Source organism: Fructilactobacillus sp. X8R4C1, assembly GCF_059900905.1.
Map to the genome: position 1 here is coordinate 249411 of NZ_JBWXVJ010000002.1, position 13262 is coordinate 262672.

Sequence of the window (13262 nt, forward strand, 5' to 3'; positions counted from 1 at the left end):
AATCTCCTAACTAAAATTCAATTGCTAATCTAGCTTTTGAAATTAATTTTCGCGGAATTTCAAGTTCACTAATTCGCGTTTTATCTTTAATTGCTAACGTTAATTTATCATCATCAACACTTTTGAGGGTTCCCTCAAAAGACTTTTTCCCATTGAGTTTTTGATATAAAGAAACGTGGATATAATCACCAATTGCATTTTGATAATCAGACTCCCGTTTTAATGGCCGTTCGGCACCTGGCGAAGACACCTCTAAGAAGTATGGTTCGTCAAATGGATCTGGATCCAATTCATCAAGTTTTTCACTTAACTGATCACTAACCAAAACACAGTCATCCAAACTAATTCCTTGGTCTTTATCAATATAAACTCGCAAATACCAGCTTCCACCCTCTTGAACATACTCAATGTCATAAAGGTAAAAATTGTTATCATCTAAAATCGGTTGAACGGTTTTAGTAACTCTATCAATAACTTCGCTCAAATACTTACCTCCTAAAAAATACCAATAAAAAGAGCGAGCATCCCTGCTCACTCATCAGAAGAGTTTATTATTACTGATATAACTATACCATATAACCCAAATAATATCAAAAACCCCTAGATATCAAACAGACTTAACTGATTTTCATCGGGTAATTCACTTAAGACTCCGTTTTGGGTCATAAATTCAATAATGGTTTTAGAAACTTTACCACGTTTAGCAAGATCTTCCTTTGAAATAAATGGCTTATCTTCTCGAGCCGCCACGATTTGTTTAGCAACGTTTAACCCTAGTCCAGGAATTGCTCGAAATGGCGCGATTAATTTTTTACCATCAATTAACCACTCAGAAGCGTCCGAGCGATTAATGTCGACCATCTCAAATTCATAGCCCCGCTCCAACATTTCATTGGCAATTTCCAAAACAGTCAAAAGATTTTTCTCTTTAGTGGATGCTTCGGTCCCTTTATCGTTGATTGCCTTAATGCTTGATTTAACTGCTTCTTTTCCATGACTCATAGCCACAATGTCAAAATCATCAGCCCGAACAGAAAAGTAAGCGGCATAGTAAACTAGTGGAAAATAGACTTTAAAGTAAGCCACTCTTAGTGCCATTAACACATAAGCAGCCGCATGAGCTCGCGGAAACATATACTTAATCTTTAAACAAGAATCAATGTACCACTGCGGAACACCAACGTCTGTCATTTTATCCTGCCACTCATTCTTAATTCCACGACCATGTCTAACTTGTTCCATGACCTGAAATGAGGTTTCTGAATCTAACCCCCAGTTAATCAAGTCGGTCATGATATTATCACGACATCCAATCACATTCGCAATGGTAGCCGTCCCATCCTTAATCAGTTCTTCAGCATTTCCTAACCAAACATCGGTCCCGTGTGACAACCCAGAGATTTGCAATAATTCAGAAAAATTACTTGGTTTAGTTTCTTCAAGCATTCCCCGCACAAAACGCGTCCCAAATTCAGGAATTCCAAGTGTCCCTGTCTTTGAAAAAATTTGTTCAGGACTCACACCAAGAATCTTAGGACTAGCAAACAATGACATCACACCCGGATCATCCATTGGAATCGTTGTCGGATCGACCCCTGATAAATCTTGAAGCATTCTGATCATCGTCGGATCATCATGTCCTAAAATATCGATTTTTAAAATATTATCGTGAATAGAATGGAAATCAAAATGGGTCGTTTTCCATGCTGCATTTTGATCTTCAGCCGGATACTGAATGGGAGTAAAATCATAAATATCCATGTAGTCTGGCACAACAATGATTCCAGCTGGATGTTGTCCCGTTGTTCTTTTAACGCCAGTAGCACCCTTAGATAATCGATCAATCTCCGCATTTCGAAAGCGTTTCCCGGTATCCCGTTCATAAGCCTTTACGTATCCGTAAGCGGTCTTGTCAGCAACGGTTCCAATCGTTCCGGCCCGATAAACATTATTCTCACCGAAAAGAACCTTGGTGTAATTATGAGCAATTGGTTGATAGTCTCCAGAAAAGTTTAAATCAATATCCGGAACCTTATTTCCCTTAAATCCTAAGAAAGTTTCAAAGGGGATGTTGTGCCCATCACCAACCATAACTGTTCCACACTTTGGACACTTTTTATGTGGTAAATCAAATCCAGAACTATATTCACCTTTAGTGAAAAATTGCGAGTACTGACATTTAGGACAACGATAATGGGGAGGAAGTGGATTAACTTCAGTAATTCCAGACATAGTGGCAACTAAACTCGATCCAACTGAGCCTCTAGAACCTACTAAATATCCATCCTTGTTACTTTTAGAAACTAATCTTTGAGCAATTAAATAAATAACAGAGAAGCCGTTTCCAATGATACTTTTCAGTTCCTTATCAAGACGCTTCTGGACAATTTCAGGAAGCGGATTGCCATACAAACGATGCGCTGTATTCATCGTTCGATCTCTAATTTCGTCCTTAGCACCCTCCATTTTTGGTGTATACAACTTGTCTTTTAAGGGTTTTACATCATCAATTTCGGAAGCAATCTTATTAGTATTATCAACTACAATTTCTTCAGCTTTATCTTCACCCAGAAAATTAAAATCTTTCAACATTTCATCAGTGGTCCGAAAATGGAGATCTGGTAATTCTTGGCGATTCAGTGGGTTAGCTCCACCTTGAGAATTAATCAAGATCTTACGATAAATATAATCATGAGGATCAAGATAGTGAGCGTCACCAGTTGCTACTAACGGAATATCTAGCTCATGGGCAATTTCATACATATTACTAATAATTTCTTGTAACTTACCCCGATCACTAATTAATCCCTGATCGATTAGTGGCTGATACGCTGCTTGAGGTTGAACTTCAAGATAATCGTAAAACTTAGCCTTATCAAGCGCCTCTTTTTTACCCTTTTGCATCATCGCCGTAAACACTTCACCGCTTGAACAGGCCGATCCAATCAATAGGCCATCCCGAAACTTCTTAAGCTGACTCCTAGGAATTCGAGGAACCCGATAATAATAATCAACATGAGCAAGTGACACCAGTTTAAACAGATTCTTTAAACCAGCTTGAGTCTTCGCCAGGATAATCGCATGGAATGGACGAGCATGCTTATAAGCATCATGTTCCTCCATATGATCATTAAGCTGATCGTGATACTGAATGTTATATTTATCTTCAGCCTCTTTTAAAAAAAGATAATTTAAATGACCAGTTGATTCTGCATCATAAATCGCACGGTGATGGTGCTCTAATGAAACGTCAAACTTTTTAGCTAACGTGTTTAATCGATAACTCTTAAAATTAGGATACAGAAAACGTGCCAACGTCAAAGTATCAATAATTGGATTACTAATCCGACTCATACCATGGCGTTCGTAACCAGTATTCATGAACCCAATATCAAAAGTAACGTTATGTCCTACAATGATTGCATCACCACAAAACTCACGGAACAACTTAAAGACTTCTTCTTCAGACTTAGAACCAGCCACCATATCATTGGTAATTGAAGTTAAATTGGTAGTTTGTTCAGACAATGGGAAACCAGGATCAATGAACTCCTCAAACTGTTCAATCACATTGTTATTTTGCATCTTTACAGCCGAAAGTTCGATAACCTTATCGTAAATTGCTGATAAACCAGTGGTTTCAACGTCAAAGACAACGTATGTAGCATCCTTTAAAGCAACATGTTTATCGTTATAAGCAATTGGTTCACCATCATCAACGACATTTGCTTCCATTCCATAAATCATTTTAATATCGTTATCAACTGCAGCATGATAGGCATCCGGAAAGGATTGCACGTCGTCGTGATCAGTAATGGCAATTGCGGGATGACCCCATTTTTTGGCGCGACTAACATAATCACTAATCGAATTAGTAGCGTCCATCTGGCTCATGTTAGAGTGTAAGTGCAGCTCAACCCTTTTTTTATTTTCAGGGGCAGTATCTTTTCTTTCTTCGTGTTTAATTGGATTAATATCATAAGCATTAAGTGTCAATTCATGAGAGTAGTTATCTTCTTGAATGCTTCCACGAACTTTAACCCAATCTCCTACATTTAATGATGCAAATTCTTGTTCTTCGTCATCATTTTTGGAGAATTTTTTAACAACAATTGACGAAGAATAATCAGTAACCTTTAAAATCATCAATTGGCGGCCAGATCGTAATGATCGAATTTCTTTATCAAAAACATATCCACTAACCACGGCGGAACGTTCCTCTTCGGTTATGTCCACCATCTTAGTAATATCAACATCATCTTTGATTTTCTTTCCAATCATTTTAGAATGCTTACTTGGATGTGATTTGCCTGAGGAATTCTTTAGAGCCTGCATCGCCTTTTGAGCCAACTCAACGTCACGTTGTTGTTTCTTTTTCTTTAAATCATCTATTTTTTCTTGAGATGCTGTAGTATCAATCATGGTATGAATGGAAAATTTAGGAAATCCAACTCTTTGATAAGTTGATTCAATTGGTCCCAAAGCATTACCATTTAGAAAATCTTTGACGATTTCATTTTCAGCAAGAAAGGTAACTCGGTCATCAATCAGTTTTGGTAAATTATTATTACATAATTCATGCGTTAAATTTGAAGTAATTCCAGCGTGATTTACAACCCATTGCCAATAATCACCAAGCTTACGATTATCAAAACCACTATTCTTAGTTTTAATCTCGAAATCTACCTTAGCAATCCCATCGAAGGCCACACCCAAATGATGAAAAAATTCTATAAACTTTTCGTAAGGCATAATCTCTGGTAGTACCAAATGAAAATGCCATCGATTTGATTTCTGATGGACATCGATTTTGTCAATTTCAGCATTTTGAAAGTAAGATTGATCAGCTGAATCTTCTAATTTAATTTGCTGAAGTAATTTACTAAATAATTCTTTTTTATTTAAACTCACTTTGATCCTCTCTTTCATTAGTTTAAAAAAGACCAGTTAAAACCTGGTCTTTAATTTAAATCTCTTTAGACAAAATATCAATTGTATTACTTAAATCATCTTGTTTAGTCTCAATCGTTTCGCCAGTTTTACGAATTTTAACTTCTACAATTCCTTCATCCGCCTTTTTGCCGATTGTAACCCGAATTGGGATCCCAATAAGATCAGAATCAGCAAACTTAACCCCGGCACGTTCCTTACGATCATCAACCAAAACAGATAGTCCTTTTGATTCTAATTCTTTTTCAATTGAAGATGTCATCTCTAATTGCTCATCATTTTTAACATTCGTTGGGATAACATGAACATCATATGGAGCAATTTCTTTTGGCCAAACTAATCCATTTTGATCAGCTTGCTGCTCTGAAACTGCCGACAACAAACGACTGACACCAATTCCATATGAGCCCATGACAACCGGGATATTACGACCATTCTGATCGAGAATATCAGCACCCAATGTTTTGGAATATCGTGTTCCCAATTTGAAAATATGACCAATTTCAATTCCCTTGGTAAACTTCAATACTCCGCTACCATCAGGAGAAATGTCTCCTTCTTTAACTAAATGAAAATCCCCAAAGTCTTTTACTTGGTAATCACGGTCGTAATTAACGTTTTTATAATGCTTCCCGTTTTTGTTAGCACCAGTCACGCCATTACTAATACCTTTAACATACTGATCAGCATAAACAGAAACGTCATCTGGAACATTAATTGGTCCAACCGATCCAGGTTTAACGTCTAAGTATTTAGAAACCTCAGTTGGGCTAGCAAGTTCTGCCGAATCAGCATCAAAATAATTCTTAACCTTTGTTGGATTAATTTTTTGGTCTCCCCGAATCAAAATCATTACTGGCTTACCATCAACGATATAAAGTAAACTTTTAATAATCTGATCTTTTTCAACATCAAAGAACTTACTAACTTGATTAATGTTATTAACATCTGGAGTGTCAACTAATTCCAAATCATTTAATTCTTGATGTCCCTTTTGATCAACAAACATATTCGTTGCCATCTCCAGATTAGCAGCATAATCACTATCATCCGAATAGACAATCGTATCTTCACCAACCGCAGCAGGAGCAGAAAATTCTTTTGAATCGGAGCCACCCATTGACCCAGAATCACCAATGATGGTCCGATAATTTAACCCAATCCGGTCAAAAATTCTCTGAAACGCTGCTTCCATTTGTTTATAAATCTTATCCAAATCATCATCATCTTCAGAAAAGGAATAGACATCGAGCATAATAAACTCTCGACTACGCAACAATCCATAACGTGGCCGATCTTCATCACGATACTTAGGTTGAATTTGATATAAAATTAAAGGAAGCTTTTTATATGATTTGATATTATTTTTAATTAGATCTGTAAAAGTTTCTTCATGTGTAGGACCCAAAATAAAATCCGTATCATGTCGATTTTTAAATTTAAATAGTTCGGGACCATAAGTGTCATATCTACCCGAATCTTTCCATAATTTAGCTGGAATAACTGTGGGCATCAACATTTCTGCTGCATCGGTTTTATCTAATTCTTCACGAACAATTTTTTTGATGTTTTCAAGCACGCGATATGCCAGTGGTAAATATGCATACATACCTGCCGAAACCTGCCTAACGAATCCAGATCGAACTAGCATTTTATGACTAAGAGCTTCAGCTCCCGCTGGATCTTGTTTTAAAGTTGGTATCAATAATTTTGACTGTTTCATTTTATAACCCCTAAAGTTTTATCGAATAAAGTATCGCTCAATATCATTCCAAGTTACCAGTACCATCAATACTATCAGAATGGCAAAACCAATGAGCGTAATGATCGTTTCCGTTTTTTCCGAAACTGGTTTTCTTCTAATTGCTTCCACAATATTTAATAATATTTTACCACCATCCAAGGCAGGAATTGGTAACACATTTACAATGGCTAAATTAATGGATAAAAATGCTAAAAAGCTCAACAGTCCTAAAAAACCGCCCTTGGATGCGTTAGACGTCTCCGCAAAAATGGCAACTGGACCACCTAAGTCATTTAAAGAAAAATGGGTAAACATTGAACCCAACACACCAAACAATTCAGTTGTCATATCCCAGGTTCGAGTAAATCCAGAAAACAACTTAGCTGAAAAACTAGTGTCCATCGCCTGCTGAACTCCAATCATACCAACTTTTTGCTTCTGAATGGTTTTGGCTTCAGTCGTCATTGAAATATTTTTAACTTTTCCATCATGCTTAACCGTTAAAGTTACTTTTTTATCTGGGCGCTTCTGAATCAACGTGCCGATATCATTCCACGTGTTGGTTTTGTGACCATCAACAGCCAAAATATTACTATTATTTTGCAGACCAGCTTTTTTCGCAATTGAAACTTGTGGCGACAGGTTAACCTTGTTTGAGTTATTAGGAACTCCACCTTGCATGAAGGACAAAAGCGTAAATGCCAAAATTGCCAAGACAACGTTGTTAAAAATTCCCGCGCAATTTACCAAAAGTCGTTTATATAAAGGTGCTGACTGAAATTGAACGTCAACCGGCGCGATTTGAACCTCGATCCCATCTTTTTCAATAATAGTAGCATCGTGATCAACAGAAAACTTTTTTTTCTCAGAATCATCACCATTTTCGTATCCTTCAATCCAGAGACCCCCTTCTAGATCGGATCCCGACACATCTAGTGGTATTCCTTGAAACAGTTGGCTTTTATTACTCAAATCAATTCTAGTAACAACACCTTTGCTATTAGTTTGAAGCCGAACTGGAGTCCCTGGCTGAATTTCTTCATCCTCATCATCACTACTTCCAGCCATTCGAACATATCCACCAATAGGCAGTAATCGTAGTGTATAAGTCGTGTGATTATGTCGATAGTAAAACAACTTGGGACCCATTCCAATCGAAAATTCACGGACCATGATTCCTGACATTTTAGCCACGATAAAATGACCAAATTCATGAACAAAAACTAATATTCCAAAAATGATTATGAAACTAATGATTGTAATTAACAATAAAGACCCAGTCCCTTCCAGATATTACACAATTCCAAATAAATGTAGTAGTGGTAGAACAAATAATAAACTATCGAATCGATCTAATATTCCACCGTGGCCTGGCAAAATCTTGCCGGAATCCTTAACTCCATAATAACGCTTTAAAGCTGACTCAACTAAATCACCAAATTGACCAAAAATGGAAAGAACAATCGTAATAAAGAACATACTTACAGTACCAATCCCATCAATTGGGAAAAAGCAGACAAAGATTGTACACAAAATGGCTGCTAGTGCTGTACCGCCAATCGATCCCTCCCAAGTCTTATTAGGAGAAATATGAGGTGCCAATTTGTGCTTTCCAAATGCCCTTCCAAAAAAGTAGGCACCAGAATCAGTTAACCACACAATAAACAGAGCGTACAACAGGGTTGTTAATCCATCAGTCCGGGCTTCAATAAAGTAATGAAATCCAAACCCAATGTACAAAATTGCCAAGGTAAAGACCCCAGCGTCATCAAAATTGAACTTATTTTTAGAAAATACGGTAAATAACATCAATAACATTATTAAAATGTAAATTGCAAATGGAGGCTTAATCCACAATGGTAAAAATGATAACCAGTTTGTCGGGATAATCATAGCAATTGTCGCAACAAACGCAATTAGTGTCTCTGGAGACACTAAAAGTCGTTTTTTCATAATAAAAATTTCTGCTAGAGCAATCAAACCTAACACGATAGCGGCTAAATCAATCCATATTCCACCAGCAATGATAATCGGTATAAAAATAATCAAAGCAATAACCGCTGTGATAATTCTCTGCTTCATAATAAATCTCCTATTTTGCGTCCAAACCACCAAATCGACGGTGACGCTGTTGAAATTGTATAATTGTTTTTTCTAGATCGGCAGGTGTGAAATCAGGCCAGTACTGATCAACAAACTCTAATTCACTGTACGCAATTTGCCATAACAAAAAATTAGAAATCCGTTCTTCACCACTAGTTCGAATCAATAAATCAGGATCAGAATATTCACCCAAAAAAGCGGTCATCAAATGATCTGAAATTGTCTGATCAGAAATTTCATCAACATTTATATTACCCCTTTTTACATTTTGCGCAATTTCCTTAACGCCACGCACAATCTCGTCACGACTACCGTAATTTAAAGCAAAATTCAAAACCATCCCGGTACAATCCTTAGTATCATCAATTGCGTCATAAACTGCTTTTTGGGTTCTTTTAGGTAATCCAGAAATGTCACCAATTGTCGTAACCTTAACATTGTGTTTAATGAGGCTCGGAACAAAATCATCAAAAAATTTAGCTGGCAAACTCATCAAGTAGCCAACTTCCTTTGCGGGTCGCTTCCAGTTTTCCGTAGAGAATGCGTATAACGTTAATACTTTAACCCCAAGATTACTTGCTTTGGTAGTAATATCTTTTACTACTTCCATTCCGCGTTTATGGCCAGCAATTCTAGGTAAGTGTCTTTTTTTTGCCCAGCGCCCGTTTCCATCCATAATTATTGCAATATGATTAGGAATGTTTTTTATATCCAGTTCGTTAGTCATTTGAGTACCTCAATACTTTTACATAAATAAAGGATGAGAGAATCCTCATCCTTTTACTTTACTAATTTCCATTCTCCACGACCTGCGTCAACCAAAGTATTAAAATACTTTAAAATCTTATTAGCGTCTTCTGGGCTCTGTTCCCCGAGTTGATTTAATCCCTCACCCGTTGGGATTGGCTCTGACAGATCTGTAATCTCGTTTCCATTCTCAATCGTCGCTTTTGAGAAAGCAATAATCCAGTCATTTTCGATCAAGGGAGAAACTACAAAAAATAAGTTAAAGTCATCATTAATATAAGCGGGCATCACGTACACATTATCTTGAATTTTCTGTAATTGATTACCATCATAGTCCAATGCACGCAGGTTTCCTTCGTTAACTGGCTGTTTCAAACGAAATGCCATGTGATCAAACTCAGGTGTGCCCGGTGTTACTTCTTTTTCCTTATCATTATCATCAGCCATTAGAAAAACTCCTCATTTTATTAACCATTAAGAATCTCGTCTTCCTTTTTCGAAATAATGTCTTCCACTTCAGAAATTGACTTATCAGTGATTTTTTGAATTTTGTCCTCCAAATTATGAGACTCGTCATCCGTAAAATCACCATCTTTGTTACCACGCTTAGCAGCGTCCATGCCATCACGACGAACATTTCTAACTGCTACTTTACTTTCTTCACCAGTTGCTTTAACTTTTTTCGCAATTTCTTTTCGACGATCTTCTGTCAACTGTGGGATCACAATTCGAATATTGTCACCATCATTCATCGGATTAATTCCAAGGTCAGCCTCTAAAATACCATGCTCGATGTCCTTTAACGAACTCTTATCATAAGGTGTAATTAAAATTACACGCGGTTCTGGAATTGAGATTGAAGCGACTTGGTTTAATGGCGTTGATGCCCCATAATAGTTAACTCTAACCGGACTTAATAAACTAGCATTAGCACTACCAGCTCTGATGTTTCCAAGTTCCCGCTGTAAGGCTTCCTCTGCTTTCTTCATTTTTGACTTAGTTGTGTCAATAATTTCATTTGAACTAGGCATATTATTTTCCTTCCACGATTGTTCCAATTTTGTCACCTTGAACAACCTTCTTGATATTGCCAGGCTTATTTAAATTGAATACCACTAACGGAATATTATTATCCATCGAAAGTGAACTTGCAGTAGTATCCATAACATGTAAGCCTTTGTTAATGATATCCATTTGCGTTAATTTCTCATACTTTTTAGCATTGGGATCGGTTTTAGGATCAGCTGAGTAAATTCCGTCAACTCCGTTTTTTGCCATTAAAATGGCATCAGCGTCAATTTCAGCAGCACGGAGGACTGCCGTAGTATCAGTTGAAAAGTACGGATTACCAGTACCTCCGGAAAAAATCACAATTCGTCCCTTCTCTAAGTGGCGAACTGCTTTACGCCGAATGTAGGGTTCTGCAATTTGCTTCATTTCAATCGATGTTTGAAGCCTAGTCGGAACATCCACTGATTCAAGGTTATCCTGTAAGGCTAAACCGTTCATAATGGTCGAAAGCATCCCAATATAATCGGCTTGAGATCTTTCCATTCCCATTTCTTCACCAGCTTCACCACGCCACATGTTTCCACCACCGACAACGATGGCAATTTGAATCCCTAAGTTATAAACATCTCTAATTTCTTCAGCAATCGTCTTGATAACGGGGGGATTAATTCCAAATCCTTTATCACCAGCAAGAGCTTCACCGCTTAACTTTAAAACGATCCGTTTGTACTTTAAATCTGCCATCAGATTTCCTCCAACAATATAAATTAACTACGATAATTTTAGCATATATTAACGTATAACAACAGTGCCCTGAAGTTAGGTATAACAAAAAAGCCAGTGCATTTAACACTGACTTTTTGCTGAAATATTATTGATTCATTTGTTGTTTAACTTCATCAGCAAAACTTTGAGTATCTTGTTCAATACCTTCACCAACTTCATATCGAACAAAGCCTTTTAGTTTACCATTATTTGATTCAACATATTGTTGAACAGACATATCAGGATCCTTAACAAAAGGTTGATCAGCTAAACTAATTTGAGCTAAGAATTTCTTTAAACGCCCATCAACCATCTTTTCAACGATCTTTTCAGGTTTACCCTCACTTAAAGCTTCCTTTTTAAGAACTTCACGTTCATGCTGCAACCGATCTGAAGGAATTTCATCTTGAGTTAAGAATTCTGGGTTTTCAGCAGCAACATGCATGGCAACATCCTTAGCAGTATTGTCATCTCCACCTTGAAGTTCAACCAAAGCACCAATTTCTCCACCATTATGAAGATAAAAGCCAAAACTATCATCATCATTTTTATTAAAGGTCTTGAAACGACGCAATTTGATTTTTTCACCAGTAACTTGGGTAGTATTAATGATGGCATCTTCGACGGTTCCATCGTTTAATTCAAGTTTCATTGCTGCATCTAAATCTTTAGGCTGATTTAAAGCAATTGCATCAGCAACAGCATCAATCAAATCCTTAAAGTCATCATTGCTGGCAACAAAGTCCGTTTGCGAGTTAATTTCAACGATCGCAGCCTTGTTATCATGAACAGCAACTCGAGTGAGGCCACTGGCAGCCACCTTTCCACTCTTCTTTTCAGCCTTTGCAACCCCATTTTCTCTAAGAATATCAATGGCTTTCTTTTCATCACCATCGGCGGCAACTAAAGCCTTCTTAGCATCCATCATACCAGCACTAGTCTTGTCACGTAACTCTTTAACTTGTTTAGCAGTTACTTTTGCCATAATTGTGATCTCCTTTGTTTTAATAAAAAACTGACTTAAATTAGGCCAAAAGGGTCTAAACAAAAGTCAGCCTATCACTTTAATTATTTAGTTTCTTCGGATTTTTCATCTTTTTGGTCAGCATTTTTATCAAAATCTTTTTCGCTAACTTCATCTTCACCCTGTTTACCCTCAATAATAGCATCAGCCATTGTTGAAGTAATCAATCTGATGGCACGAATTGCATCATCATTAGAAGGAATAACATAATCAATTCCATCAGGATCAGTATTAGTATCTACCATTGCTACAACCGGAATATTAAGCTTTTGAGCTTCATGCAAAGCAATTTGTTCCTTATGTGGATCAACGATGAACATTACATCCGGAATCTTAGGCATATCTTCGATACCGCCTAAGAATCTTTCAAGTTTGTCAGTTTGCTTCTTAAGCAAAGCAACTTCCTTCTTTGGTAAACGTTCAAAAGTGCCATCTTGAGCCATCTTTTTAAGTTTCTTCAAGTACTTAATTCGTTTTTGAATCGTGTTCCAGTTGGTAAGAGTACCACCTAACCAACGATGGTTAACGTAGTAAACACCAGCACGTTTTGCTTCTTCTTCAATTGAATCTTGAGCTTGTTTCTTAGTACCAACAAAAAGAATTACAGCATCATTTGCTGCTTCATCCTTCATAAAGTTGTAAGCACGGTCAATGCACTTAACCGTCTTTTGTAAATCGATGATATAAATACCATTACGTTCAGTAAAAATGTATTTCTTCATCTTAGGATTCCAACGACGAGTTTGGTGACCGAAATGAACACCAGCCTCAAGTAATTGTTTCATTGTAACTACAGCCATAATTAGCCTCCATATAAAAGTTTTTTCCTCCCTAGAATTATGCAAGGAACTCAAATGAGCACCGCCTTACAAAACCTTCTAGGTGTGTATTGGTAATTAACACCAAGGATCAGTATAC

11 protein-coding genes are annotated in these 13262 nt (G+C 37.0%); all 11 read right to left on the reverse strand.

Going from position 1 to position 13262, the window contains the following annotated elements; genetic code table 11:
- Positions 1-10 precede the first annotated feature (10 nt).
- The 11 genes from rimP to rpsB all read right to left on the reverse strand — a co-directional run bounded on the left by rimP (position 11) and on the right by rpsB (position 13144).
- Positions 11-484: a ribosome maturation factor RimP gene (rimP, locus tag AC6UDA_RS04210; RefSeq protein ID WP_500695577.1), complete on the reverse strand. Its 474-nt coding sequence runs from the start codon at positions 482-484 to the stop codon at positions 11-13.
- Positions 485-600: 116 nt separating this feature from the next.
- Positions 601-4911, reverse strand: a complete 4311-nt coding sequence (locus tag AC6UDA_RS04215; protein ID WP_500711064.1) for a PolC-type DNA polymerase III — start codon at positions 4909-4911, stop codon at positions 601-603.
- A 55-nt stretch (positions 4912-4966) separates the two neighbouring features.
- The gene (locus AC6UDA_RS04220) at positions 4967-6673 is read right to left on the reverse strand and encodes a proline--tRNA ligase (protein ID WP_500693845.1); all 1707 of its coding nucleotides are present in this window, start codon (positions 6671-6673) and stop codon (positions 4967-4969) included.
- Between the two features lie 18 nt (positions 6674-6691).
- Complete coding sequence (gene rseP / locus AC6UDA_RS04225; protein WP_500711066.1) at positions 6692-7963, reverse strand: RIP metalloprotease RseP; 1272 nt, start codon at positions 7961-7963, stop codon at positions 6692-6694.
- A 24-nt stretch (positions 7964-7987) separates the two neighbouring features.
- Positions 7988-8776, reverse strand: a complete 789-nt coding sequence (locus AC6UDA_RS04230; protein ID WP_500693847.1) for a phosphatidate cytidylyltransferase — start codon at positions 8774-8776, stop codon at positions 7988-7990.
- Positions 8777-8786: 10 nt separating this feature from the next.
- The gene (gene uppS / locus AC6UDA_RS04235) at positions 8787-9524 is read right to left on the reverse strand and encodes an undecaprenyl pyrophosphate synthase (protein ID WP_500693848.1); all 738 of its coding nucleotides are present in this window, start codon (positions 9522-9524) and stop codon (positions 8787-8789) included.
- A gap of 53 nt (positions 9525-9577) precedes the next feature.
- A complete protein-coding gene (locus tag AC6UDA_RS04240) occupies positions 9578-9991 on the reverse strand; it encodes a hypothetical protein (protein WP_500711068.1) in 414 nt (137 codons plus the stop codon).
- A gap of 20 nt (positions 9992-10011) precedes the next feature.
- Entirely contained in the window at positions 10012-10575 is a 564-nt protein-coding gene (gene frr / locus AC6UDA_RS04245; RefSeq protein WP_500693850.1) for a ribosome recycling factor, read from the reverse strand.
- Between the two features lies 1 nt (position 10576).
- Positions 10577-11299 (reverse strand): UMP kinase, encoded by a 723-nt coding sequence (gene pyrH, locus AC6UDA_RS04250; protein WP_500695573.1) that lies wholly within the window; start codon positions 11297-11299, stop codon positions 10577-10579.
- Between the two features lie 127 nt (positions 11300-11426).
- Positions 11427-12308 carry a translation elongation factor Ts gene (tsf, locus tag AC6UDA_RS04255; protein ID WP_500693962.1) on the reverse strand — a complete coding sequence of 294 codons (882 nt, stop codon included), beginning with the start codon at positions 12306-12308 and terminating at the stop codon, positions 11427-11429.
- Positions 12309-12388: 80 nt separating this feature from the next.
- A complete protein-coding gene (rpsB, locus tag AC6UDA_RS04260) occupies positions 12389-13144 on the reverse strand; it encodes a 30S ribosomal protein S2 (protein ID WP_500693852.1) in 756 nt (251 codons plus the stop codon).
- Positions 13145-13262: the final 118 nt, after the last annotated feature.

Coding starts and splice junctions, on each gene's coding strand:
- AC6UDA_RS04230 (WP_500693847.1), bottom strand. CDS start 8,776: ATGAAGCAGAGAATTATCACAGCGGTTATTGCTTTGATTATTTTTATA.
- frr (WP_500693850.1), bottom strand. CDS start 10,575: ATGCCTAGTTCAAATGAAATTATTGACACAACTAAGTCAAAAATGAAG.
- uppS (WP_500693848.1), bottom strand. CDS start 9,524: ATGACTAACGAACTGGATATAAAAAACATTCCTAATCATATTGCAATA.
- rpsB (WP_500693852.1), bottom strand. CDS start 13,144: ATGGCTGTAGTTACAATGAAACAATTACTTGAGGCTGGTGTTCATTTC.
- pyrH (WP_500695573.1), bottom strand. CDS start 11,299: ATGGCAGATTTAAAGTACAAACGGATCGTTTTAAAGTTAAGCGGTGAA.
- AC6UDA_RS04240 (WP_500711068.1), bottom strand. CDS start 9,991: ATGGCTGATGATAATGATAAGGAAAAAGAAGTAACACCGGGCACACCT.
- AC6UDA_RS04220 (WP_500693845.1), bottom strand. CDS start 6,673: ATGAAACAGTCAAAATTATTGATACCAACTTTAAAACAAGATCCAGCG.